Origin of the sequence: Sporomusa sp. KB1, assembly GCF_007830295.1 — a bacterium.
In the GTDB taxonomy this organism is placed as follows: domain Bacteria; phylum Bacillota; class Negativicutes; order Sporomusales; family Sporomusaceae; genus Sporomusa.
This window is the reverse complement of record NZ_VLKC01000001.1, coordinates 188,795-212,856: the sequence shown is the minus strand read 5'-3', so window position 1 is coordinate 212,856 and position 24,062 is coordinate 188,795. Positions and strand designations below refer to the sequence as shown.

The 24,062-nt window shown below is 45.5% G+C and carries 27 protein-coding genes, 5 tRNA genes and 2 other RNA genes; 15 read left to right on the top strand and 19 right to left on the bottom strand.

Annotated features, from left to right (window positions below; all coding sequences use genetic code 11):
* Positions 1 to 34: 34 nt before the first annotated feature.
* The 4 genes from SALPA_RS00925 to SALPA_RS00910 form a co-directional block, all read right to left on the bottom strand.
* Positions 35 to 1,519, bottom strand: coding sequence for an alkaline phosphatase (locus SALPA_RS00925; RefSeq protein ID WP_145088585.1), 1,485 nt, complete (start codon positions 1,517 to 1,519; stop codon positions 35 to 37).
* Positions 1,520 to 1,629: 110 nt separating this feature from the next.
* On the bottom strand, positions 1,630 to 3,453 hold the full coding sequence (locus SALPA_RS00920) for a GGDEF domain-containing protein (protein WP_222427796.1): 1,824 nt from the start codon (positions 3,451 to 3,453) through the stop codon (positions 1,630 to 1,632).
* Between the two features lie 426 nt (positions 3,454 to 3,879).
* Entirely contained in the window at positions 3,880 to 4,815 is a 936-nt protein-coding gene (locus SALPA_RS00915) for a tripartite tricarboxylate transporter substrate binding protein (protein ID WP_145088583.1), read from the bottom strand.
* A 24-nt stretch (positions 4,816 to 4,839) separates the two neighbouring features.
* Positions 4,840 to 5,091: a hypothetical protein gene (locus SALPA_RS00910; RefSeq protein ID WP_145088581.1), complete on the bottom strand. Its 252-nt coding sequence runs from the start codon at positions 5,089 to 5,091 to the stop codon at positions 4,840 to 4,842.
* Between the two features lie 279 nt (positions 5,092 to 5,370).
* Between SALPA_RS00910 and SALPA_RS00905 the strand changes: the two genes are divergently transcribed.
* From SALPA_RS00905 to budA, 3 genes are all read left to right on the top strand, one after another.
* Positions 5,371 to 5,646, top strand: a complete 276-nt coding sequence (locus SALPA_RS00905; protein ID WP_145088579.1) for a hypothetical protein — start codon at positions 5,371 to 5,373, stop codon at positions 5,644 to 5,646.
* Positions 5,647 to 5,771: 125 nt separating this feature from the next.
* The gene (msrA, locus tag SALPA_RS00900) at positions 5,772 to 6,275 is read left to right on the top strand and encodes a peptide-methionine (S)-S-oxide reductase MsrA (protein ID WP_145088577.1); all 504 of its coding nucleotides are present in this window, start codon (positions 5,772 to 5,774) and stop codon (positions 6,273 to 6,275) included.
* Positions 6,276 to 6,454: 179 nt separating this feature from the next.
* Positions 6,455 to 7,210 (top strand): acetolactate decarboxylase, encoded by a 756-nt coding sequence (budA, locus tag SALPA_RS00895; RefSeq protein WP_145088575.1) that lies wholly within the window; start codon positions 6,455 to 6,457, stop codon positions 7,208 to 7,210.
* A 242-nt stretch (positions 7,211 to 7,452) separates the two neighbouring features.
* Here budA and SALPA_RS28110 read toward each other — a convergent pair whose 3' ends face one another.
* On the bottom strand, positions 7,453 to 7,599 hold the full coding sequence (locus tag SALPA_RS28110; protein ID WP_186450840.1) for a hypothetical protein: 147 nt from the start codon (positions 7,597 to 7,599) through the stop codon (positions 7,453 to 7,455).
* An 81-nt stretch (positions 7,600 to 7,680) separates the two neighbouring features.
* Between SALPA_RS28110 and SALPA_RS29395 the strand changes: the two genes are divergently transcribed.
* Both SALPA_RS29395 and SALPA_RS00890 read left to right on the top strand, forming a co-directional pair.
* A complete protein-coding gene (locus tag SALPA_RS29395) occupies positions 7,681 to 7,908 on the top strand; it encodes a hypothetical protein (protein ID WP_222427795.1) in 228 nt (75 codons plus the stop codon).
* A 197-nt stretch (positions 7,909 to 8,105) separates the two neighbouring features.
* Positions 8,106 to 8,741, top strand: a complete 636-nt coding sequence (locus SALPA_RS00890) for a LysE family translocator (RefSeq protein ID WP_145088573.1) — start codon at positions 8,106 to 8,108, stop codon at positions 8,739 to 8,741.
* Positions 8,742 to 8,756: 15 nt separating this feature from the next.
* Here SALPA_RS00890 and SALPA_RS00885 read toward each other — a convergent pair whose 3' ends face one another.
* The gene (locus SALPA_RS00885; protein ID WP_145088571.1) at positions 8,757 to 9,425 is read right to left on the bottom strand and encodes a flavodoxin family protein; all 669 of its coding nucleotides are present in this window, start codon (positions 9,423 to 9,425) and stop codon (positions 8,757 to 8,759) included.
* Positions 9,426 to 9,574: 149 nt separating this feature from the next.
* On the opposite strand from SALPA_RS00885, the gene SALPA_RS00880 reads away from it, so the two are divergent.
* The 7 genes from SALPA_RS00880 to SALPA_RS00850 all read left to right on the top strand — a co-directional run bounded on the left by SALPA_RS00880 (position 9,575) and on the right by SALPA_RS00850 (position 10,713).
* Positions 9,575 to 9,659 (top strand) — tRNA-Leu (locus SALPA_RS00880).
* Between the two features lie 101 nt (positions 9,660 to 9,760).
* Positions 9,761 to 9,836, top strand: a tRNA-Trp gene (locus SALPA_RS00875).
* Between the two features lie 10 nt (positions 9,837 to 9,846).
* Positions 9,847 to 9,923, top strand: a tRNA-Pro gene (locus tag SALPA_RS00870).
* Between the two features lie 62 nt (positions 9,924 to 9,985).
* Positions 9,986 to 10,060 (top strand) — tRNA-Cys (locus tag SALPA_RS00865).
* Between the two features lie 2 nt (positions 10,061 to 10,062).
* Positions 10,063 to 10,236, top strand: a non-coding RNA gene (gene ssrS, locus SALPA_RS00860) — 6S RNA.
* 42 nt (positions 10,237 to 10,278) lie between these two features.
* An RNA gene (gene rnpB / locus SALPA_RS00855) (RNase P RNA component class B) lies at positions 10,279 to 10,608 on the top strand.
* A 28-nt stretch (positions 10,609 to 10,636) separates the two neighbouring features.
* Positions 10,637 to 10,713: transfer RNA gene (locus SALPA_RS00850), tRNA-Arg, on the top strand.
* A 110-nt stretch (positions 10,714 to 10,823) separates the two neighbouring features.
* Here the strand turns inward: SALPA_RS00850 and SALPA_RS32470 are convergent.
* Positions 10,824 to 11,039, bottom strand: a complete 216-nt coding sequence (locus SALPA_RS32470; protein ID WP_145089751.1) for a tyrosine-type recombinase/integrase — start codon at positions 11,037 to 11,039, stop codon at positions 10,824 to 10,826.
* Between SALPA_RS32470 and SALPA_RS00840 the strand changes: the two genes are divergently transcribed.
* On the top strand, positions 10,938 to 11,153 hold the full coding sequence (locus SALPA_RS00840; protein WP_145088569.1) for a hypothetical protein: 216 nt from the start codon (positions 10,938 to 10,940) through the stop codon (positions 11,151 to 11,153). The two genes, SALPA_RS32470 and SALPA_RS00840, sit on opposite strands and share 102 nt — an antisense overlap.
* Before the next feature lie 82 nt (positions 11,154 to 11,235).
* Here the strand turns inward: SALPA_RS00840 and SALPA_RS00835 are convergent, their stop codons facing one another.
* From SALPA_RS00835 to SALPA_RS00795, 9 genes are all read right to left on the bottom strand, one after another.
* Positions 11,236 to 12,033: an ABC transporter permease gene (locus SALPA_RS00835; RefSeq protein WP_145088567.1), complete on the bottom strand. Its 798-nt coding sequence runs from the start codon at positions 12,031 to 12,033 to the stop codon at positions 11,236 to 11,238.
* Positions 12,030 to 12,815, bottom strand: coding sequence for an ABC-2 family transporter protein (locus tag SALPA_RS00830; protein WP_145088565.1), 786 nt, complete (start codon positions 12,813 to 12,815; stop codon positions 12,030 to 12,032). Before SALPA_RS00830 ends, SALPA_RS00835 begins: the two co-directional genes overlap by 4 nt.
* Complete coding sequence (locus tag SALPA_RS00825) at positions 12,812 to 13,783, bottom strand: ATP-binding cassette domain-containing protein (protein ID WP_145088563.1); 972 nt, start codon at positions 13,781 to 13,783, stop codon at positions 12,812 to 12,814. Before SALPA_RS00825 ends, SALPA_RS00830 begins: the two co-directional genes overlap by 4 nt.
* A gap of 490 nt (positions 13,784 to 14,273) precedes the next feature.
* Positions 14,274 to 14,600, bottom strand: coding sequence for a hypothetical protein (locus SALPA_RS00820; RefSeq protein WP_145088561.1), 327 nt, complete (start codon positions 14,598 to 14,600; stop codon positions 14,274 to 14,276).
* Positions 14,601 to 14,618: 18 nt separating this feature from the next.
* Positions 14,619 to 16,169, bottom strand: a complete 1,551-nt coding sequence (locus tag SALPA_RS00815) for a DHA2 family efflux MFS transporter permease subunit (RefSeq protein WP_145088559.1) — start codon at positions 16,167 to 16,169, stop codon at positions 14,619 to 14,621.
* A gap of 25 nt (positions 16,170 to 16,194) precedes the next feature.
* The gene (locus SALPA_RS00810) at positions 16,195 to 17,262 is read right to left on the bottom strand and encodes an HlyD family secretion protein (protein ID WP_145088557.1); all 1,068 of its coding nucleotides are present in this window, start codon (positions 17,260 to 17,262) and stop codon (positions 16,195 to 16,197) included.
* Positions 17,263 to 17,455: 193 nt separating this feature from the next.
* Positions 17,456 to 17,911 (bottom strand): MarR family transcriptional regulator, encoded by a 456-nt coding sequence (locus SALPA_RS00805; RefSeq protein WP_145088555.1) that lies wholly within the window; start codon positions 17,909 to 17,911, stop codon positions 17,456 to 17,458.
* 237 nt (positions 17,912 to 18,148) lie between these two features.
* Complete coding sequence (locus tag SALPA_RS32465) at positions 18,149 to 18,457, bottom strand: DUF2867 domain-containing protein (RefSeq protein WP_370516693.1); 309 nt, start codon at positions 18,455 to 18,457, stop codon at positions 18,149 to 18,151.
* A 38-nt stretch (positions 18,458 to 18,495) separates the two neighbouring features.
* Entirely contained in the window at positions 18,496 to 18,765 is a 270-nt protein-coding gene (locus SALPA_RS00795) for a helix-turn-helix domain-containing protein (RefSeq protein ID WP_145088553.1), read from the bottom strand.
* A gap of 526 nt (positions 18,766 to 19,291) precedes the next feature.
* Here SALPA_RS00795 and SALPA_RS00790 point away from each other — a divergent pair.
* Positions 19,292 to 19,498: a hypothetical protein gene (locus SALPA_RS00790; RefSeq protein WP_145088551.1), complete on the top strand. Its 207-nt coding sequence runs from the start codon at positions 19,292 to 19,294 to the stop codon at positions 19,496 to 19,498.
* Between the two features lie 188 nt (positions 19,499 to 19,686).
* On the opposite strand, the gene SALPA_RS00785 is transcribed toward SALPA_RS00790, so the two are convergent.
* The 3 genes from SALPA_RS00785 to SALPA_RS00775 all read right to left on the bottom strand — a co-directional run bounded on the left by SALPA_RS00785 (position 19,687) and on the right by SALPA_RS00775 (position 23,287).
* Positions 19,687 to 20,991 carry an MFS transporter gene (locus SALPA_RS00785; RefSeq protein WP_145088549.1) on the bottom strand — a complete coding sequence of 435 codons (1,305 nt, stop codon included), beginning with the start codon at positions 20,989 to 20,991 and terminating at the stop codon, positions 19,687 to 19,689.
* A 14-nt stretch (positions 20,992 to 21,005) separates the two neighbouring features.
* The gene (gene aiiA / locus SALPA_RS00780) at positions 21,006 to 21,764 is read right to left on the bottom strand and encodes an N-acyl homoserine lactonase AiiA (protein ID WP_145088547.1); all 759 of its coding nucleotides are present in this window, start codon (positions 21,762 to 21,764) and stop codon (positions 21,006 to 21,008) included.
* A 134-nt stretch (positions 21,765 to 21,898) separates the two neighbouring features.
* Entirely contained in the window at positions 21,899 to 23,287 is a 1,389-nt protein-coding gene (locus SALPA_RS00775) for an amidase (RefSeq protein WP_145088545.1), read from the bottom strand.
* Between the two features lie 154 nt (positions 23,288 to 23,441).
* Here SALPA_RS00775 and SALPA_RS00770 point away from each other — a divergent pair, with 154 nt between their 5' ends.
* Positions 23,442 to 24,050: a TetR/AcrR family transcriptional regulator gene (locus SALPA_RS00770; protein WP_145088543.1), complete on the top strand. Its 609-nt coding sequence runs from the start codon at positions 23,442 to 23,444 to the stop codon at positions 24,048 to 24,050.
* The last annotated feature ends 12 nt before the right edge of the window (positions 24,051 to 24,062 follow it).

The window sequence follows — 24,062 nt, the reverse complement described above, 5'->3', positions numbered from 1 at the left end:
CGCCCGGTTGGCCTAAAGGTTTACTGCAGTTTTTTTATTGTTGTTTTACACCCATAATGTTCATGGTTTTTTTGGCGATATCGGTATTATCATAGTAGCCCTGGAATAGTTCGCCGCCAATGCCTTGTGCAAATACGGGTATAGCTACACCGGTATGGGCGTAAGTCGTCCAGCCGATACCGGCCTTTTGGTTGAGTATGTGGGTAATTGTAACACTAAATGGTTCATAGGTACCATAGAGCAAAGCAGTGTTGGGATCTTTGACCCGCTTTTTCGGATCAACCATGCTGGCAGCCAAGGCAGCGCTCAGGCGGGTTTTATCATATTCTGTCAAATCAGTCAAACCGAACTCGTCCGCAAGAATAGGCAGCCAGTCATTCAGGCTGGCATACTGTGCATCGACGGTTGCCCGATAGGTTTTGATTTTTTTGTCAAAGGCTTCAAAGGAAGTGGCTTGTTTATCGATTTTGCTGAAAAAGGTTTCATAGTCTGTACCGGCAAAACCAATTGTCATACCACCGGTTTCATGGTCGCCAGTCACGATAATGAGCGTTTCATTAGGATGTTTGGCATAGAATTTGAGAGCCTCGTTAATTGCGTCATCAAAGGCAAGTACATCGCGAACCGTTGTTGCCGCATCATTGGCATGACAGGACCAGTCAATTTTGCCGCCTTCTACCATCATAAAGAAGCCCTGAGAGTTGTCCAACAGCTCGATACCTTTTTTGGTAAAATCAGCCAAGGTAACTTGGTTGGGATTGCGGTCAATATCATAAGGCATTGCGGCTTCAGCAGCCAGTTCTGGAGCAATGGCGAATACCTTGCCGTCCTGTTTGCTCAGGTTGTTAAATTCTGCTTGCGTAGTAACCAGTTTATAGCCATTATTTTTTGCAATCTCAAATACACTTGTTTTATCTTTTTTGGGACCGGTAGGGGCTAATAGACCACCCCCGGCAAAATAATCGAAGCCACTGTTAGCCAGTGCCAGGCCAATTTCATAATAGTTCTTGCGGGTAGGCTCATGGGCGTAGAATGCGCCCGGTGTAGCATGGTCAATGGATACATTGGATACAATGCCGACCTTCATACCCTTTTCTTTGGCCAGTTCAGCCATGGTTTTAAGCTTTACAGTTTTTGTGGCATCCATGCCAAGAATGTCGTTGTTGGTTTTTTGTCCGGTAGCTAAAGCTGTTCCGGCTGCTGCTGATTCGGTGATAAAGGTGTTGTTCGAATGCGTGGTCTGCATACCCTGATGCGGGAATGCGGTAAAACCGAGCTTGCCTTTGTGCATCTTATTATCGCTTTCGAGCGTACCTTTAAAAATTTCAGCAGCATTTATTTGCGGCATGCCCATGCCGTCACCAATAAAGAAGAATACATACTTGGCCTGCTTGCCGGTGTACCCATTGCTGACACCGGCGCTAGCTGTCTGCTGCTGCGGGAAAGCAGATACAAGCATAACAGCAATTAGAGCAATAATTACAGCAGACAAGCTAAACCATTTGATTTTCCTGTTCATTTTGTTACCTCCTTTGAATTTGATTATGTACATGTCCATTATAAGTAGCTGCTGGATAGTTTTGGTTAATTTACTGTTAAGTCTTTGTTAACACCGATAAGAGAGTAGCTTTATTTGATACAATAACAACTTTGCCAATTAAGTTTGCATTGCTTCTTCAGTTGGCTTGCGGTTTCTACTATTTCGAGGATATTTGCATAATTCCTCTGTTTGTCAGTAACAACTGCGATAGACAAAGACATAATAGGAAAGTCTTCATGTATACCATGCCTGTTTTTGGTGCATATATAGCCTCTATTACAGTCTTCGTGGTTATAGTATTCTACAATATGACGATTAAAATCAGAAATTATGCGCTCACATAGCTCTGTGACATCATTACCGCGGGTTATAGCAATGAAATCATCACCGCCGATATGTCCCAGAAAGGATTCTCTATTGTAATAGCTATGTAAATCCTGTTGTATGACTTCGGCGGTAAAGCAGATCACTTTATCGCCGCGTTCAAACCCATAGACGTCATTGTAGGCCTTAAAATTATCCAGGTCAAAATACAATACGGCATAGTTGCCCGAATTTTCCTTAAGGAGTTTATCTAATTCTCCTTCAATAATTAAGTTGCCGGGTAATCCTGTCAGCGGGTTCGCATGTTTTGCGCGGTTAAGTTCTAATTGTGTGGTTTTTTCCAGGATTTTTTTTATAGTGACAGTACCAAAGTATTTGTCTTGCTTGGTTATTATTATATAGTCATAGATATCATCGTCTTTGCGTGATAAAGCTGATTTTGAAACCACCTCTATTGGCGTATCATAAGCGACAATTAGCGGATTTTTATCCATATGGGCGCGAATCGATCTATTCATATAGAGCGCAATACCATATTGTGTAGCCAGGTTAGCTAAAAATTTACTTTTCATCAGCAGCCCGACTGGACGCTCATTATCAACAATGGTAATTCCCTGGCAGGCAGGGTGTTGGCTAAAATAATCAAGTGCTACATTACCGACTGTTGAAGAGGGGAAAGCTTGCTCCTGCTGGGCGATTTCTCCGACCGGCAGCGTCATGGAAGTATGATAAAGCTCGCGTTTTTTGCGCTTATTTAGTTCTACGATGATTTGTTTAATTGAGCCGGGAATCTCACTGAATTCCGGTAGTGGTTTTTGCAACAAAAAACCCTGCCCGTACGGAATACCAATACTGATTAAAGCAGCTAATTCATCCTGTGTTTCAATTCCCTCGGCAATAATTTTGCTATTTGTGCTTACAGAGAAGTCGTATAACGCCTTTAGCATGGCTTGTTTGAGGTTATCTTTGTCAATATCGCGCACTAATTCCATATCTACCTTTATAAAATTAGGGCGGATCTCGGCTAGGGTTCTAAGGCCTGAGTACCCTGAGCCGGTATCATCGATGGCTATTTTATAGCCTTGACTTGTATAATTGTCCAGAATACAGCAGAAGCCTTTGTAATCATCAATCGCCGTTTTTTCCGTGATTTCAAAAATAATATTACCGGTGTTAGCCTGAAATTGGCAGAGCATATCCTGTGTTTGTCCTTTTTGAAAGCGAGGGTCATTGATGATTTTGGGATCTACATTTATAAAAACCATCTTAGAAGGAGCAAGGTCTTTTGCTTTTTCCAAGGTTGCCCGACGGCATAAATACTCTAATTCCCAGACAAGATCATATTTTGCCGCTGTTGAAAAAAGGGCATCAGGCCGCTCCAGCATGGAGTTTTTAGGACCTCTGCTTAATGCTTCATAGCCGATGATTTCTGCATTTGTTAAGGATACTACCGGCTGAAATACTATCCGGATATCGCTTTGTTCGAGAATATTCTTTAATTCCATGAAACTCTTCATCTCACTTGTTTGTTTATTTGCGGTTTTATATAGATGAAGGACTTTGGTACGATAAGAAGCAAATGTAGTCAAGATAATTCCTCCGAAAATACAATTCATAGCCCAAATTTACGAATAATAGTAGAGAGTATGATACGGGTACGAGGTGAGCAATGGTTAGCAATTCCTGTTAGGTAGTGTAGTAGGTGAGTATTGCTTGCCAAAGTATCTTCATAGTTGCCCACTCCTAGTTTTTGGTTTGATAGTAACATAATTTGCGCGGCGGGTGAAAGATGCTTTGCCAAAGCTTAACGGTAGCTTTACACAATCTTAACAAATAGGTTATACCTCCAATTATCCTATCTAGCGGTAACCTGAGAAATTAAAACAACTTATAATAACTTTTTGATAAAAATAGCTTAAAATGGTGACCACACGAAATGGCCACCATTTAAGCTATTAGGCTATTTAGATATTATACATAAATTCTGCCCATGTTTCAGCTATGCTGAAACACGTTCACTTCGCGGCTATAAGTTCGGCAATTTCAGTTTCTTTTACTGCTTTTGGAAGGTGCTCAGTTTCACTATTCCACTTTTCATCAAACTCTTGTGATCCGAGGTATTCAATAGTTATCCCAAGATTCCCCAAATCTTTTTTAATAACCTCATCATGAGCGATTAGCTTAATTCTTTCGACTAATTTCTCTTTCACATCTTTCGACAGCCCTTTCGGGGCTCCAACTCCAAGCCAAAGACTAAATACTACAGCTAGATCCTGTTCCTTAAAAGTCGGCACAGCCTTGAACAGAGGATCAGCCAGACGTTGTTCTGTCGCAATGGACAACACTTTGGTTTTCCCGCTTTCTACAAGGTGCTTTACTTGAGAAAGGTCGGTAAACACAAGTTGTATATGCCCGTCAACTAGAGCCTGAATTGCTTCTGATCCTTCATTAAATGGAACCGGAGTAATAGTAATTCCTGCCTCTTTTGCAAACAATTCGCCTACAACATGATTTGGCGTGCCTATGCCCGTGTGGCCATAGTTTATTTCCCCAGAATGTTCTTTGGCGAAATTCACTAATTCATTAATATTTTGCCACGGATTTTCTGCCAGGACCGCTGCTACTACCGGCAAAGAACTAATCTGGGCAAGTGGTTCCAGCATTGTCGAATAATAATATTCTACCGAGCCATAGAGCGGCTGCAAAGCGATATCGGTAGCAATTGCGCTGATAGTGTAGCCATCCGGATTGGTATCAGCTAGCTTATTCTTATCCACAGTGGCTTCCTTACCAGGTATATTCGCGACAATCAGTGGTTGTCCAAGATGTTTGATTGCCGCTTTCTCCATAAGCCGTACCGTCAAATCTGGGCTTCCACCGGCAGTAGTAGGCACAATTATTGTAATTGGCTTGAAGGGTACTTCAGAAATACATATCGACTTTTCTTCCATAGTTAAATAGCCTCCAAATCTTATTCAGTTCTTATGCGTCGCTATACGCCTGGCAATTCCAGTATCTTTTACGATTTTCGTAAATCGAGCATTATCGGCCATCCACTTGACTAAAAGCTTGCGGTCCAAAATACCAATAGTATAGCCATCCGCATTGGCCTCGGCAAGCTCACTCCAGCGATAGTAGCCGCCCCGCCTGATGTATTCGTAACAACAAGTGGCTGACCAATAAAATTTATCGCTGACTTTGCCATGCCCGCGCCAGTAAATCCACACTCATCTTGACTCCCGTTTTAATTTGGTACGCTTAAATTCATCTATATTTTACCATTTTATTCTATTTTGTGTCAATATTTACTAATTCTGTTTTCTACCAGAGCCAGGTAAGTCAGTTTTAGTTGTCTAATTGATACAAGTAGGACTATGAATATGCTATTAACTCGCAAATCCGTATAGGAAGGTATTGGCGTAGTTCAGAGTAATAAGAGATGCTCTAGTAGACGAATCGAATAAGTACTATTTCTTATCATATATTTAAACTGAGGTGAAAACATAGTGTCTGAATTTAAAGATATCGGAGCAAATGAGCTTGGGCTAATTTCCGCGGTTTTGGGAACAGTTATAGCTCATGATAAAACACCTGACGAGCAAAATGTTCTTGGAAATTTTATTGTTGGAATCGGTTGCATTATCTTAGTTATAGCTTCGCAAGGAGAATATCTCAGTTCCTTGCAAGAGAAGAAAAATGAAAATAAGGATAGTTTAGAAATCAAAAAACAGATCCAGGAAATGCAAAAACAAATAGATGCTATTAAGAGTGAGACACCATAAAATAAAATTTCCCAATAATTCCTCTCTGCGCCATGGAACGTTTAGCACGATGGTAAGTAGTTTATTAAAAATAGGGAAGCATAAAAGATAAAGTGAACTTCATTCAATTAGGAGGGCTGCTCGTTATGAAGAAGATATGGCTTGCAGGAGGTTGTTTCTGGGGCGTGGAAGCTTACTTTATGCAACTCAATGGGGTTCTAAATACAAAAGTAGGCTATGGACAAGGCACTACAGACCGGCCCACATATCAGCAGGTATGCACAGGAACCACAGGCTATACTGAGGTCTGTGAAGTTACTTATGATGAAAGGAGCTTGTCCTTACCGAAATTATTAGAACATTTTTTTCGGATTATTGATCCGACTACGCTAAATCGCCAAGGGCCTGATCAAGGTACACAGTATCGGACAGGTGCGTACTACGCAGAGGCGGAAGACAAGGCAGTAATCAGCAATTTTATAAATAAAATGCAACCGCATTATCCTGAGCCAATTGTAGTAGAAGTTGAAGCGGTGGGACGCTTTTTCCCGGCAGAGGAATATCATCAAAGATATCTGGAAAAGACCCCGGGAGGGTACTGCCATATTAACCTAGGCTTGGCGAAACCAGACGAACGTAATAAGGTTTGATGGCATTGGATAGAGCCAGGAAATGAGAATTGGTTAGTGTGTATATGGAGAAAAAAGGATTTTGACAGTGTAAATAGTTAGAATATAATGGTATAATTAACGTTATAAGGTAGAAAGGAGTACAGTACCTGCAGGCTTTAACAAGTGGAAGATACTAAATTGGTGGAGGGCTTGTGTCGATGAAAAAAATAATTTTAATGTTATGCTTTATTGTATTAGGCAGTTCGCTGGCTTTGGCCAATCCTGCGGTAGATAAAGAAACCATCTATCAAGGAGCGACAATTGAGGCGCTTCTCGCTGGAAATTATGATGGCGTAGCCACTGTTGGAAAAATAAAGCAACAGGGAACTATGGGATTAGGAACTTTTGCCGGCCTTGATGGCGAAATGATTGTATTAGATGGAAAAGTTTATAAGGCGGCGAGGGATGGTAAGGTCACTGTTGAAAATGATAATGTTCAAACTCCGTTTTACGCAGTAAAATATTTTTCTGCCGATATAACGAAAACGATTGAAGCTACGGAGCTTAGCCTGGATTTACTGAAGAAGGAACTTGACCAACTTCGCAAACGTAATGATTTACCTTATGCAATTATTATTAAAGGGACTTTCAAATCCATCAAAGTGCGCAGTGTTGGCCCCTATGAGCCGCCCTATCCACTGCTTTCAGCTGCAGTTAGCGAACAGAGCGTTTTTGAATACGCTAATGTATCAGGCCGATTAGTAGGCTTTTGGCTGCCAGCATATATGGGTAATACCAATGCCGCCGGTTATCATCTGCATTTTCTTTCTGACGATGCTCAAAAAGGCGGACATGTGCTAAACCTTGTTATAACTGATGCCAAAATCGGTCTTGATGAGATACCAAAAATGCATATTGAATTTTCTCCATATCCGACCAAGCCTTTAGAGAAACCTGATAGTTATAAATCTTAATCAGGATATAAAATATAGCAAGGTATATTTACATACAATTGCCACATGCCTAGGAATTATCCTTTGGCATGTGGCAATTGTAAGCACGGACGCAGGCGCCGTGTTTTTTTATTACATAGGAGCATCCATCTCCTCATTTGGGAAAGTAAGACTCTATTCCTACCAACTAAAAAACGGCGACAGTAGCCGCCGTTAGAGGGGAAGGGAAATGAGAAGACGGGAGATTAAACTATTTAAGAACGTTACCGTTTGCCACCGCAGCCACCACCGCAATCTTTCTCATTACGGCGATCTTCTACGTTAGATAACTCACGGGCGAACTCAAGGTTCTTTTGGTTCCTCTCATTACGGCACTGTTCGTTATTTTTGTTACGGCTTTCGTTTTTCATAGTATCACCTCCAGAAGTATTATGCCCATATGAAGAATTATAATAACTGGTAAATATAGCTAGCTGATAATACTTTCATGGGTGTCTTACAAAATAAGAATTCCAGCCTGGAGCATAACCTTTGCGATTGCTTGTATTTTCGGTTTGGTAAGTAAGCAGATGGAAGCGTATGCTGTTTTGGTGATTATTGCAATAGCGTCTGCTTTGTATGATACCGAAAAAAAGTACGCGCATCCTGCAGGGCGGGTGATTGCAGGAATAATAGTTCTATTTGCATCTTATGGGCTGAGAGCACATGCAATTCCTTAGTTTCATAATCTTAAGGTATTGTCTACTGTGTATATAAGTAAGGATGGGATTCCATTTACGCTATATCTTAATTTGATAAAACGATTGTGGGACTATATCATTTACTGAAAAAGTAAGTGATGGGTATTTTCATAGCTTTTGGTAATAAAGGCTTCTATAATATAAAGTAGTAGCCTGTGAATGTTGGAGGTAGATTGATGAATATAGACTTGCATAGTCTCTTGTTGTTTGTAATGGCATCGTTTATTCTGGTGATAATGCCTGGACCCAATACCTTGTACGTGATTACACGCGGAATAACACAGGGTAAAAAAGCAGCTATGATTTCCGCTTGCGGAGCAAGCTTAGGTGATCTTTTGTACGCGATAGCTGCAGTATTAGGCCTAACGGTGATCCTGCAAACATCGGCAACAGCATACGGTGTTGTTAAAATTTGCGGTGCATTATATATGTTATATACTGGAATTCAAATCATTCGCAAGAATGACAAGGTAGTTGACAGTAGTGAAATACAAGCGGATAAAACGAATCGGGATTTATTTGTCAAGGGATTTCTTACGGCAGCGTTAAACCCGAAGACAGCCATCTTCTTTGTGAGTTTTTTTCCTCAATTTATTGATTCTAGTAGTGATTATGCTGCTTATACGATGCTGCTATATGGAGTGATCTTCTTCATATTAGGATTGATAGTACTTAGTATATATGCGCAAGCTTCAAGCCTCATAAGACAATGGCTGATCGTTAAACAAAATGTATATCAATATTTTCGCTGGTTAACAGGAACAATATTTGTAGGAATAGGTATCAGGTTAATCGTAACAGATCAGAGATAAGTAGGCTTAACAGCATTAGCTCCTGGAAAGCTCTGAAATAGGTTTTGTTGCAAATCTAACTCCCATTTCGAAGGCTTTTTCACAGTCTTGCGGGAATATGTCTTGATGGCGTTTCGCTTTGGCAGTTTCATCAAAAGCTGAAGTGATATATTTGGAGTAATCACTAAATTGATAGGTATCGGTAACAATCAACGATTCCGAGGCTCCAAAAATTCTGGCAAATGTCTTTTCGTTTGTCAGAAAAAGACGATCATATCCCCAATCCTGTAGCATATCTTCTTTGATATTCATTGTATAAATAAACCCTATTGGTTTTTTCTTAAGGACAAGTGACGAGTGATTTTCATCGTATACCAGGTACTGAAAGGCCATACGTTCCATGAGCGATCTCAATTCTCCAGTGACATTTCCGAAATAAATAGGTGAACCTAGGATAACGGCATCCGCATGTTCTATCTTTTCAAGGACCGGGGTCAGCTCATCCTGGTAAGCACATTTCCCGTAGCTTTTTCCGCCTATTAGTTTACATGCAAAACAACTGATGCAACCCTTATAACAGAGGTCATACAAATGGATAAGTTCCGTTGTAGCTCCCTGTGAAGCTGCTCCTTCCAGCGCTTTATTCAGCAGAGTGACTGTGTTTCGACTTTTCCTAGGGCTGCCATTAATAGCTAAAATATTCATTATGATACCTCCCGCAATACTAAACATTTCTATGAATATTATATACTTTTAGGGGTTAAGATTAAACATGCTTTTTTTTCTAAAATGAAAATTGTTGTAATCACAGTTGACAATAATCGAATCAGCTGGTATAGTATTGATTCTGGGACGCGGGAGTGGCGGAACTGGCAGACGCACTAGACTTAGGATCTAGCGCCGCGAGGCGTGCAGGTTCAATTCCTGTCTCCCGCACCATAAGCAGAGAACCATATTATCGCGCGCTGTAAGCGAAGAGAGAATATGAGTGAATCGCTTAGTTCTGAGCGTAGCGAAGAACATCCTATATATATGTATCTAGGGGTATAGCTCAATTGGTAGAGTAGCGGTCTCCAAAACCGTTGGTTGAGGGTTCAAGTCCTTCTGCCCCTGCCATAAAGTATTTCGGGGCGTGGCTCAGTTTGGTAGAGTACCTGGCTTGGGACCAGGGGGTCGCAGGTTCGAATCCTGCCGCTCCGACCAGAGACTGTTTTCTTAATTGACATAATTAAAGTGATCTGATATAATAATAAATCCGAAATGATGGCGATATGGCCAAGTGGTAAGGCTAAGGTTAGCAAGACCTTGATCCCCTAGTTCAAATCTGGGTGTCGCCTCCAAAAAATGTCTGGAATGCATGTTATCTTAGCTATGTCCAACCTACTTTACTATATAGGGAATTCAATGGTATGCGGCTGTCGAGCCACCTTAGAGTGGAGGTCAAAAACATATCTTAGGATACCCACCTGCTAGATGCAGGTTTGGACATACAAAGAGACGACATTTTGGGCAACCAATAATTAATACCAATAAGTTACTGAAAATTCCAGCCTTCTTTAAATACGGGAAATTGCGGCATTGCTTTATTGCAGTGTTGAGGAAAGTCCAGACTGCCACAACCTGAGATGGTTGTAGTGTTCGTGCCCGGCGCAAGCTGGGGCAGAGCTAAGCTCTGACGACGGCAAAATCGACTCATGCAGCCGAAAGTAGCCCTAAAGTGCACAGAGAATGAGTAGACTGGCGACAGTCTAGTGAAAAGTGGTAAACTCCACGAGGCAGAAACCCAAATTTTGGTAGGGGAACTTCCTGAAGGGAATCAAACCAAAAGGAAGAACGCAGTTCCTGCGTTAGATAAATAATTTCCTAAAACAGAAACTGGCTTACGGTTTTTAAATGAAGGCTGTAATAATAAAAAAGACTCCGTAGCTCAGCTGGATAGAGCGTTTGACTACGAATCAAAAGGCCGCAGGTTCGAATCCTGCCGGGGTCGCCATAGATATTTCAAGGGTTTTACGATACTTTCGTAAAGCCTTTTTTGTCGTTTTTATAGCAATTTGACAACAACCGTGACAACAACGCGGCCGAATTGCTTTTTGTACATTTTCATTGTAGTGGTGTTTCATGGTCGGTCGGGGCAGCCGGAAAGGAAGAATTGAGCCATAAGGCGATTTTTTCCTGGCCGCCGGATATCCTGTGGGTGTAGACATTGAGAAGCATTTGAGTCGTGCTGTGACCGAGTCGGTACTGGGCGTCCTTGATGCTGACACCGTTTTCCGAGAGTCGGCTGGCATGGTCATGCCGGAGTTTATGAAAGGTGATAGCAAGGCCGGCCGGTGGAGCCGGAGGAAGAAAGCTGCATCCGCGAGCAGGAAGCGCTGGCGGCGGCTCCGCCGGTTAAGACGCCGGGCGGCTGAACCTGGCCCGGAATATTGAGGACCCGGCAGGTAGCTGGTTAGCGCACCTAGACAAGGCTGTACGTCAATCAACGTACAGCCTTGTCTAGCGTAAGAGGCCGTTAGCTGCTGGCGCTGTCATAGCGCTTCAGGCCCACGTGCCACAAGCAGAGCGCCAGCCCCAGAAAAAAGGCGGTAACGCCGGCGCACAACAGCCATTCCTGCAGGCCAAAAGGGGAAAACAGCGCCTGGGCGGGCATATTGGCCATCAGTCCATAGGGCAGGAGGACATACAACAGCAGTTTCCAGGCCCCGTGAATAGCGGGCGCCGGCAGTCGGAACGAAAACTCGACCAGGGCACTCTCCATTTGCTGAAAGGCATTCACCCTGGTCAGCCAGAAGGACGCCGTGCGCAGGCACACCATTAATGCATACATCAGCAGGTACATAAAGAGGAGCACGATGATAAACCGCAGTCCATTGCCAACGGACAGGACGCCGAGTCCGGCTCCGCCAAAGGCGGCAATCCCCAGCCCGGCGGCGGACAGCGCCAGCGCGCCCGGATTGACATGGCCGAAGCTGGTATACAGCAGCGCGTTGACCGGTTTGACCAGGGCCAAATCCAGCGCGCCCGTGCGGATTTTATCGGGCAGCGCGATGACGCCGAAGAAGTAGGTGCCCATATACAGTCCGTCAAGGGCAATAAAGGCACCGGTAAACACCGTCAGGTGGTGGAGGTTCCAGTCGCCGATGCCGCCGTTTTGCGCCAGTACGCCGAAAAATAATAGCTGGATGGAAAATACGGTCAAATCGACCAGGAAGGCGCCCCAGAAGCTGACGCGGTACATCATGGCGGTGCTGATCTGCAGCTTGGCCAGGGTGGCGATGACTTTCAGAGTATGAACGGTCTGCCTGCTCATAAGCCCACCCCCTCAAAGCGTCTGGGAGCCCGTTTTTGCAGCGCCAGGCAAAGCGCCAGCGCCGCCAGCACCCAGCCGGCCAGCACGCCAGCGGCGGTAAGCGGCGGTATTGCCGCCTTGCCCAGGCATAACAGCACCGGATAATACGTGAGATAAGAGAAGGGCGACCACAGGGGCAGGCTGTCGCCAAAGACCATATTCAGAGGAATGACGGCGCCGGCCAGAAAGGCCTTAATCACATTCTGCAGCACGAAAATAAACTCGACGTCAGTCAAGGTAAAGGTGGTCATTGCGATGAGGTGCCCGGTCAGCATGCTGAACAGCGACCCCAGCAGAATAACTGGCAGCGCCTGGAGGACATGGACCGGCTGAATGACCGCGAAGGCGTCCGCAAATCCTAAACGGGCAACGGACAGTACGGCGATTGACGCCAGCAGCGGCAAGAATGCCCTGGCCAAGCCGGCGGCCAGGAAATAGCCGAGCGGTGACAACGGCTTGACCAGATACTTGGCATAGCCGCCACCCCTGATTTCAGCGGCAAAATCCTGCAACAGCCCGTCACTCTGGGTCAGCGGGGCGAGCATGCCGGCCAGCAGATAATAGGTGGTCATCTGCTGCAGGGTAAAACCGTTCAGTGTGTCCGCGCCGCCAAACACGGCGCTCCACAACAGGTAGGCCAGGACAACAGTGAACACGCTGAAAATGGCTGTCAGCCAGGTGTCGCCGCGGTAGGCCAGAGAATTTTTCCATTCACTGCTGATGATGAAGCTATATTTTTTCATACGCCCTGATACACCCTTTCCACTAATAGTGTCGCATCCTCATCGACAATTTTGATGTCCGCGATGTCAGACAAAGCCAGCACCTGTTGCAGGCAATTTTCGACCTGCTGCTTGGGGGTGCGGATGACAGCGGCATACTCGCTTTGCTGCAGAATTTCCGCTCCGGCCAGCGCGGGGAGCTTTTTCGCGGCGGAGAAGGCAACCGTAATGGTGCTGGCCAGACTGTGCCTGGCTAATAATTGCTGCAAATCGCCGTCATAGATTTTTCGCCCACTGCGCAGCACAATGCAGCGCTTGGTCAGCTCCAGCAAATCCTCGGTGTAATGGGAGGTTAGGAGCAGGGTGACGCCCCGCTCCCGGCCGGCGGTTTTGAGCATGTCCCTGATTTGCCGCTGAGCAACGGCATCCAGGCCGATGGTCGGCTCATCCAGGAGCAGCAGCCGGGGTGAATGCAGCAGGGCGGCGATCAGCTCCAGCTTCATCCGCTCTCCCAGCGACAGCTTGCGCACAGGAATGGACAGGATATTTTCCACGGCAAACAAGCCGGTAAAATAGGCGAGCGCCTCCCGGTACTGTCTGTCGGGTATCGCATAGATGGCCTTAGTCAGCAACAGGCTGTCGCTGGCCGGCAAATCCCACCATAGCTGTGATTTCTGCCCCATCACCAAAGCGAAGCTTTTCTTAAAAGTGGCTTCGCCTTTGGCGGGGCAAAAGCCGTTTACCGTCACCTGCCCGCCGGTTGGCTGAATAATCCCGGTCAGCAGCTTGATAAGCGTCGTTTTGCCGGCGCCGTTCGGCCCCATCAGGCCGACAAATTCGCCTTCACCGATGGTGCAGGAAAAGTCCGACAAAGCCTGCCTTACCTTGGTTTGCCGCCTAAACAGCGACTGGATGGAGCCTCTTAAGCCGGCGGCTTTTTCAAAATACCGATATTCTTTACTCAACTTATTGACTGTAATACTATTCAATTCCGGTCATCTCCGTTTCTGTAACGATGTTGCCTTTCCGCCTGTCGTCCGACAGTGGCGGAAAAGCACAATTGACGAAAAAATGCCCGCAGAAGACGGACTGCCTCTCTTGGGCAAGAGCGACATGCTTCTGCGGGCATCATAAACCCTTGGCGATAAAATAAAAAAGCATAACAGGACAGACCTGTTACACCTGGCTTTCGGCACTAAAATAAAGCACGGATTTTCCGTGTTCTCCCGGCCGTATTCGTTGATTGATGGAAGCAGTCTGTAGGACAGCCCGAAAGCACCGGCGGCAATGCCGGCAACTTACGGAACAGGCAAACTTAAACAGACAGGGGGAACCCCTGTCTGTTTAAGCAGCCTATTCAACTATTTAGTTGAATAGCACCGTTACAGACCGAGCAATCATTCATACAGCTCCTTCGCAGATAAGATGATTTTAGCATAGCATGAAACCGCAGGTTTGTAAATGGTTAAGACACCACCGCTATAGGATGAAAAAATAATTGCCACCAGCGGCTGGCCCCGCACGCTGCGCGGGGCCCCGGCAGGACACTCCGGCCAGACCGGCCGAAACACCACCGGCCGACCCAACCGGACGGCTTGCCGACCGTCGGGGATGAAAACAAAGAACGGTAGCAACCAACCGCTCCACCGGGCCAACTGCCGCCACTCGCCTGACCAAGCGGTAACCGCCGTTTGTTTCCTGCCGCGGCCTCGCCCGTCCCGCCCCGTAGACACAAAAGTGGCCTGATGGGGAAATATAATCAATTGCACCAGGTTGTTTTCGATTTCTAGGTTCGATGGACCACATTCGCAAGCCTAAAAAGGATTAATCGGTCTTAGTTTTCGTTATTGGCGCTGCTTTTAACAGCAGGGACACCAGCAGACAGAATACGGCAAATATCCCTAAGACCCAGAAAGCGTCATCGAAGGAAAATACAGTCATTTGTTTTTTCACCAGCCCGTTAATCAGAACCAGTGCCTGTTGCTGGGCCAAGGCTTCGGTGCTGCCTTGCCGCATAAACAGCTGTTTTCCATAGGCAAGCAGATCGACGGTTGCCTTTGAGGTGATATTGATATGGGAAGCAATGGTATCCAGGTGGTAAATCTGACGATTTTGCAGCACGGTCGATAATACGGCGATGCCAAAAGAGCCGCTGACCTGGCGGATGGTATTATTGATCGCGGAAGCCTGGCTGATTTTTTCACGGGGTACCCTGCTCATGCTCAAGACAGTGACGGTGATAATCGAGCAGCCGACGAAGATGCCGCGGAATAGCTGGATAAAAAGGACATAGGCAGGACTGGTGTCAAGATCAAGGTACATCAAAGGGAATGTCCCGGCCATGGCGCATAAGGAGGCGAAAATGACCACAGGCTTTGTCCCGATTTTATCGGCAACTTTGGCGGCGACCGGCATCAGCGCCCCGCTGATCAAACCGGCCGGCAGCAGCAACAGGCCGGTCTGCATGGCCGTATAGTTGAGTATGTTTTGAAAAAAGAGTGGGATCAGAAATAAACTTCCCAATAATATAGTGTAATTGATGAAGCTAAAGATATTGCCCAGCATAAAGTTCCAGTCGCGAAACAGGGATAAGTCGAGCAGGGGAGCATCCGTGTTCAGTTCAATCAGCACAAACAGGGTTAAGGTGGCAAAAGCGGTGTATAAAAGACTGATGATGTAGAAGGAATCCCAGCCTTTGTCCACGCCTTTGCTTAACGCCAGCAGCAGGCAAAACAGGCCGGTTGCGCAGAAAATAAAACCGGCAAAATCAAATTTGAGGTCCGGGGCAGTGCGGCTTTCTTTTAGGGTCAGTGCAGCCAGCAGATAACCAAGGATGCCGATGGGAAGGTTAATTGTAAAGATATAGTGCCAACTCCATTCGTCAATCAGGTATCCGCCCAGCGTCGGGCCGATTGCCGGGGCGACGGCCACGCAAATACCCCATATTCCCATGGCAAGGTTGCGTTCGGCGGGAGAAAAATTCTGCAGGACGATGGACATGCCGACGGGGAGAATTAATCCCCCGCCCAGGGCCTGCACAATCCGAAATACAATCATGCTGCTGTCGCTCCAGGCCAGACTGCAGAGCAGAGAGCCGACCGTAAAAATAAACAAACTCAGCAAGTACATCCGGCGGGTGCCGAAGGAATTGCACAAGTAGCCGCTGGCTGGCTGAAGAACACCCATGGTCAGCATGTAAGCAGTCAATATCCACTGCGCGTCTTCCGTTCCCACCGCAAAAGCGGCCATCATTTTGGGGACGGCGACGTTGATGATACTTGTATCCAGGGTGCTCATAAAGCCGCCGATCAACGTAACACCGAGAGCGGCCCATTTGTAACGCTCATTGTCTATTGCCAATCGCGGAATCATCATCCATTATATTCCTTTCTATTTTCTCTTATTGCAGGTGAATGGCAATCAGCGCCTGCATGCCGGGACGAAAAATGATACCGCTGCTGTTTGCCGGCAAGGTGATCTTGATTGGAATATGCTGGGTTACTTTAGTAAAATTGCCGGAGGTGTTTTCCGTGGGGACCAGGGCGAAGGTGGAATTCGTCGCGATGCCAACCTCATAGACTTGGCCGGTAAACCTACGGCCCGCATAGCCATCAATGGTGTAGTTCACTTTTTGACCTGGTTTAATCTTGCCGATTTTAGTTTCTTCAATCCGGGCGTTCAGCCAAAGATCGTTGCTGTCAACAACGGAAAATAATGTCTGGCCGGCGGTAACCACTTCCCCGGTGTTGACGGCTTTTAAGGCGACTACGCCATCCACCGGCGATAAGATGTCAGTATACTCCACCGTGAGCTGAGCCGCCGCCAAATTCGCCTCGCCTTGTTTGACCAGGGCTGCTGCGGTGCGGATATCTTCCTCGCGGGAGCCGGACACGACCAGGGCCAAATTATGCATTGCGCTGTCGGCGGCTTTGCCGGCTGCTCGCCAGCCTTCTTTCGCCATCAAATAGGCGGCTTCGGCATTATCCATTTGGCTGGCGCTTATGACTCCGTCCGCATACAATTGGTTCATTCGCTGATAGGTTTTTTCGGCATTTTGCAAAGAAGCCAGAGATTGCGCTGTGGCGGCGTGCGCCTTCTCCAGTTCGGCCCGCGCTTGGTCGATTTCCTGGGGGCGGGATCCCGACACCAGGGCATCGTAGCCGGCTTTTGCCGCGGCCAGCGCCGCTTCAGCCTGGCTTTTTTGAACGCTTGCGTCGCGCCCGTCAATTCTGGCCAGAAGCTGTCCGGTCGTCACTGTCGCGCCTTCCTTGACCAGGACTTCGGCTATGCGGCCGGGGATTTTTGAACTCACGCTGACAATCGTGCCGCTGATCCTGGCGTCGTCGGTACTAACCACTTTTGTGGATTGATACCACCACCATCCGCCACCGGCGAGGCCGACGAGCAGAAGCAACATTCCTGTTACAATAATGCGTTTCCGTTTTTCTGATCTTTGTGTTTCCGGCATGGCTTATCACTCCTTAGCGCGTAATGAAAGACAGTTACTGGACATGTCCCCCCAGGGCTTTGTCCAATTGTGCTTTGCTGGCATGGTAATCATAGAGTGCCTGCACATAATTTGTTTTTACTTGTGTCAGTACCAATTACAAAGGCGTACATAACCATTATGTTTACTTGGTAAACATAATGGCAAATTTTTATTACACCTGCTTTATTTTATCAACGTATTTTTCGATATCGGACATAATATTACTTAAAAAAAGAAGTTCTGTTTTATCTAGCGAATCAAGTTTTTGCATGATGCCGCTATCGAATTTTTGATGCCATTCAATATGATGCTGAAAAGCAGTACAGCCTTTAGCAGTGAGTTCAAACAGGACCATTTTTTTATTGTCTTTGGTCTGATAACGGCAAATCAAGTCTTTATCAAGGAGTTTGCGGATAATTTTAGGAATGGCTCCCTTGGTTATCCCTAACTTATCAGCAAGTTCTGTAACGTTAATTCCCGGGTTCCTGCCGATGACATCCAGCATGTGAATTTCGGAGGCGTACAAGATATCATCTGTTCCAAAATGGCGGGGTTCTGTCATAAGTGATGAGGCTTTATTGATAATGCGAGTCATGATGTCAATGATGGTTTCACTTTGACTACCCATTCATTTAGCCCTCCTTAGCTGGAAAAATGTAACCTTTTATTATTGTATACCAGGTAAACCATAAGCGCAAGGAGTAATTTCAATTTATTGAGAAAGCCTAATTAAGAGTCGTTGAGCGTCAGCAGGCCCCACTGGGCGGCGCGAGACGGCCATATTGCCCTCTACGCCGCGCAGGACGGCAATGCGGGCGTGCAGCCAGCCGTCTTAGTGAGAAAACATCAGAACCCAATATTCCTCTCAGGTTGTTAAACTTAAATTCTTTTTGACTAAAGAATAGACAATAAGTTGGTGAAAAGGCTTTATTAGCCCAAAATAGCTTCGTCCTCCTAAATTATGATATTTTATGATTGTTATCACATAAACTTTCGAATCGTTTTGAGCCAAAAATATTGAAAGTCTATAATTGAGATGCTTATCGTTTTTTTCCATCACAATTTCATTTACAGTTCGCTTCAAGACCGTAAACGCAAATAATAAAACCTTAGAACCTGGACTATAACTGCTTGTTCTATTCGTCGGTATACCCTCATCTATTTGGAGACCCAACCTTTTGACTAAGATGTCTCTAATGCGTTTCAGGAGAACTATCCATGAAAGCGATGATAAATCAAAAGGGTCGCTCCCTTGTTATGCATATATTCTACGACAGAAATCTTAAAATCACCAGTATAAGTTCCATGGGTTGTACATAATCCGGAAATACCGTTTTCCCGATAAGCAGCAACCCATTTTTGTATATCTGCCTTTGAACCAATATGATATTTTTCGGCGAGCTGTTTTACACCGACACTTCCTTGTAGATATTTTTGAACAATCTCTAATTTTAATTCCGTATTGTACATCTTTTTAGGCATAGAAAAAACCCCTTTTAGTAGACTTGTTTTTGTCTAACAAAAGGGGTTCTCTTCATAGCCAAGGACTGCGGTTATTTCCTAATAATCAAAACCGAGGCTAACCGTTTCCGGTTAGACAACCTATGGGGCTGGCGTGCTTGCAACACGTCAGTCCTTTTCTTATATTATAGCCACAGATTGTAAAATATGCAACCGGTCGAGAGAAAATCATACCTGCGGTAAAAGATGTGGGTATTGCATAACATTTATCGGCTGCCGAGTAGAACCTGTTCTGATATATTGTTGGCAGTCAGGTCAGACGGCTTACCATGAGCTACGAAAGGCGTATGACTGAGTTACCCCGCCGCCGGTTTTCTCATAGTATCACACCGGTCAAGGCTGCGCCTGCTCCGCTTTCGCTGCGCCCCTGTGGGTGACACGGTGTGCCGCGCCAGAATTTTACCGTCGTCAGAAATTTTTACTCCCGCGCTCTTTCTGAGAGTGACGGCGGCGGGGAGCCGCTGACGATGAGCGGGAGGTGCGTAGTATGTGGGACTATTTGGTGAGACGATGGCGGGTAGAGGCCGCGCTGTGGATTTGTTACTGGAACGCGCTGGAGCGGGATGACCGGCCGAGCATCCGGTATTGTGCCGATCACAGTTTGTTGCTGCCGGTGTTCTGGCTGGTGGTGCTGGTTAGCGGGCTGATGGCTATTGGGATGGTTGTACAGTTCTTGCAGGGAGGCTGCCGGTGATGCCGGTGGCCTTTTGCGCAAAAATGGTTAATTATAAAAACATGTTGTTAATCGGCTGAAAGGTGAAGGAAAAGAGCGATAAATGATGAATTTTAAAATTACATGTAAATTTTCGGAATTATATTTTGCACGTGAAACTGGTAAATCTCAATGTTTTTCACAATAAAGCGCTTTCTTTTTATATTTCTTTAGCTTTTTGTTTTTGGGATTAAGCAGTAAGATAAAACTCCTAGCATAGCAAAGATATAATAAATGATGGAAAAAGGAATATTCAAGTCGATTAGCCGTCCGGCTAACGCAGGGCCGAAGGCTCCGCCCAGAAGATAAAATAGTGTAAAAATACCCATGCCTATACCAAGTTCTGATGCGGACAGCGTTGTTGACACTAAATTTCCACTGGCAGTCAAAAGGCCATTAAACGCAAGCATAAGAATAATGACTACAAGGGCATCGACCCATGGTGGCAGGTTGACAAACAGACCCAGAAGAATAAATCCGCCGATAAGGGAGTATTGGGAAATTTTAAGAATCCATGAACTCCCATAATGATCAGTCCAGCGGCCAATAGAAAATCCGAGAATGGCAGCAGCAGCGGCACCTGGCAATATAAGTAGGCCAATTGTACTCGACGGCAAGTGAAAGGTGTGCTTCATTACTAACGGCAGTAGAAAGAATAATCCAGTGTTACATACAAAAGTAAGAAAGCCTATCCACAAGATACGCAGGAAAGGAGCATTTCTTAGGAATGATGCTTGAATAAAAGGCTGGGGTGTTTTTGGGATATGAATAGCAAACCCTGCAAGAAGTGCAGCGCCGATAAAAAGGTATAGCCAATTCATCGTTACGCCTAACAGTAGACATGCCAATCCTGCCGAAAACAGAACTGCTCCGAAAATATCGAAGGACCCTCGGGTGTGTTCCAGGTCTGGAACATACTTGAGGATTAGAGGGACAACCAAAAAGCTTGAACCGGATACCAGAAACAAGGCATGCCAGCCGGCGTATTGCTCGATAAATCCGCCAAACACAGGTCCGAAACCGGATGCAAAAGCAATGGAGGCGGACAGCGCGCCAAGAGCTTGCCCTCTATTTCCCGGACCAAAATATACGGTTGCAAGTGCATAGGAAAGAGGGGAAATGGCTGACGCGCCTGCTGCCTGTAATAGTCTGCCGCCGATTACCTGCCAGTAGGAAGTTGTCAAAAAGCCAACAATAGAGCCGATGGCAAAAAGAAATAATCCAATGACATACAAATGCCGAATAGAATACGACTCTGTTAATTTTCCATACGTTCCGGCTCCAATTGCCATCAAAATACTATAGCCGACCATTACCCAGCTCACCTGCGAAGAAGTGAGTGTAAAGGACGCGGCAATTGATGGTATTGCCAAATTGAACATTGTTATATTCATATTTCCAAATAAGAAAAGCAAGCAAAGTATGCCAATTAGTTTGCGGTCACTTTTGATCAAAGAGATAGATGTACTGTCCATAAGAACGATTTACCTTAGAAGAATTCGGGGAATGTACGCAAGTTTTCTATTTGCGATTTATCATGACCGAAGAAAATGCTGGAAGGTCGGACTTCTTGAACTATTTCATGCAGACGTTGATTTGATTTTGAAGCCTGGGCAAAATCAAATGATAAAAACGGTATATTATTTTCAAATATATTTTTGTTGTAGGCGGCATCAATTGTCAGTAATATAGGTCCCGACTGTATGGTTGTTACAAGTACAGATTGATGCCCTGGAGAGTGGCCTGGTGTAGATAGAATTTTAATTCCGGGTGCAACTTCATAGTCGCCTTCAATGATTTGGTATTTTAAATCAGGAAGCCTGCACTCCGGCGGTGAGTAATCTGAATTTTTCATGACAGCATCATACTCCGCACGCTGAATGATAATTGGCGTATTGCGGAAATGGCCATTTCCGCCTGCATGATCCAGGTGTAAGTGAGAGCTAATAACTGTCTGTATATCATCAGGCTGGTAACCAACACGTTTTAGAATAGTTACAATTCTATCCTTTTCCCTCATCTTGGGGACACAGCGTCCTTCCCTGCGAGTGCCTTTGTAATAATCAGGATTATCGACAAAGCTATCAGGCATGCCGGTATCAATTAACAGGGGACCGTCACTTGTTTCTAACAGGAAAGACCACACCGGCATTTCTAATAATTTGCCGGATTCAAGGTTTTGATTGACTAAGGATTGATCGAGATAACAGGAACCGGCAGGTAACAAATACATTTTTTTCACTGTCATAGGTCATCACCCTTCGTTTTTAAGATTATTTATTTATTTTTAGTAAAAAGCTGTTTTAAACAAGTCGACGCAGCTTTTGTTAGCCGCCTTACAGAATCATGCAGGTTTATGTCTTTCCACGGAGTTTATTCAGACTACAAATCAGGGTGCCTTGTATGCCAGTCGGTGTTTAATTCATAAACATAGCTGATACCGAGTACGGTTGCTTCGTCAAAAGGCCGGCCGATCAATTGCATATTAACAGGCATCCCGGAGGGAGAAAAGCCACAAGGCATTGATAGGCTGGGCATGCCTGTCAGATTGGTCTGCGCAGTAAAGTTTGTCAACCGGAGCGCATCCTCGTAATTGTCGGCGCGTGGTGCAGTCAGCGGTGTTGCTGGTGTAAGCAGTACATCGACTCCGGATAATGCGTTAAGAAAGTCGTCCACAAATGTTTGACGAGTCCGTTGCGCCTGCAGATAAGCGGATAACTGGAGTTGGCTGCCGCTATCGAGAAACATCCGTACATCAGAACCATAATCATTAGGACACGTTTCAAACCAACGCTTATGGACTGCAAACATTTCACCCATCATGATGTCCATGGCGGCACTTTGAACCTGCTTAATTAATGGTAGATCGACTTCGACGATGTTTGCTCCAAGTTCACGGAGTTTATTTATTGCCGCTTGCATAATAGTTTCTACATCAGGGTCCAAATTTTCGTAATAATGTTGCATTGGCAGACCAATACGTATACCCTTCAGTTCATTCGGATATACCCGAATCCCGGGAACTGGGAGGTCAACCGTCTCTTTGTCCTTCGGATCGCGACCAGACATTATATCCAGACACAAAGAGGCATCCATTACGCTACGGGTCAAAGGGCCGGCGTGGTCGAGCGACCATGCCATTTCAATGATACCGTAGCGGCTAACCCGGCCATAGGTCGGTTTCATCCCGACAACTCCGCAGCAGGCGGCCGGAATGCGGATTGATCCGCCTGTATCTGACCCTGTAGCCAAATAAGCTAGTCCTGCGGCCACGGCGGCTCCTGAACCGCCGCTTGATCCTCCGGGAACCAGGTCAAGGTTCCATGGATTGCGGCAAGGGCCAAAGTGTTCGCTGCTTGTCGTCATGCCTGCAGCGAACTCGTGTGTTTGAACTTTACCGAGTAGCACAGCTCCGGCCTCACGCAATTTGACTACGACAGTCGCGTCGTAATCGGGGACGAAGTCTTTCAGTATTTTAGAACCAGCTGTTGTCCGGATGCCTTTGGTGTAGTAAAGGTCTTTATGCACGATCGGTATACCGTGCAGGGGGCTCTTATATTGTCCCTGTATAATTTCTTTTTCTGCCTGATTTGCCTGTTGTATCGCAAGATCGGCTGTTTGGGTAACGAATGCGTTCAACTTTGGGTTTAGCCGCTTACTGCGCTCAAGTGCGAGCGCAGTAAGGTCAACTGGGGACAATTCGCGTGTCTGGATCATTTTCGCCAAATCATAGATCGTGGCGAAGGAAAGCTGGGAATCTAATTCTTTCATCTGCACTGCCTCCTCGAATCAAATTGCTTTTGTATGAGAAATTTGCTATAATTTTAATGCGGACAATTTGTCCTGAGTAAATTATAGCGGACAAATTGTCCGCATGTCAATAGATAATCTATATATTTTTTCATTCCAAAGAAGGCGGGATATAATGAATAAAGTTAAAACACAAGAACAAGAATATTCGAAAAATCCAAAGGACGAATTATTGCGACGGCGAATTTTGGAATCAGCCAAAGCACTCTTTAGCGAACATGGCGTTGAAAACGTCAACATGCATCAGATTGCGAAAATGGCTGAAGTTGGGCAAGCAAGTTTATATCGCCGGTATAAGGAAAAAGGCGATGTTTGTATGGATATTGTGCGCGAAGAGTGTCAGCCATTATTTGATGAAGTAAAAGCATATCTGGTCCAAGCTACTGATGGTTCTTCTTTGGAGCGTTTCTATCGGGTAATTGTTATATTTGTTGCTTTCTTGGAGACCAAGTCTCCCTGGCTTTGTGCAATTAACCGAGCTACACCCGGATATCGTCCGCTGCAATCGCCGTTATTTAAATGGATGCGTGACACCTGTAGAAATTTATTGAATGAAGCTATCCAAGAGGAGGAAATAGCAGCAGAGACGGACGTTTTATATACTGTTGAAGTCTTACTGTCTGCACTCCAAAACACTGATTTTCATGCACAGGATCAAAGCTTTGGGACTGAAAGAATTCTACAGGGATTACGGCGAATTTTCATTGAAGGATTAAAGAAATAATATACAAAAAGA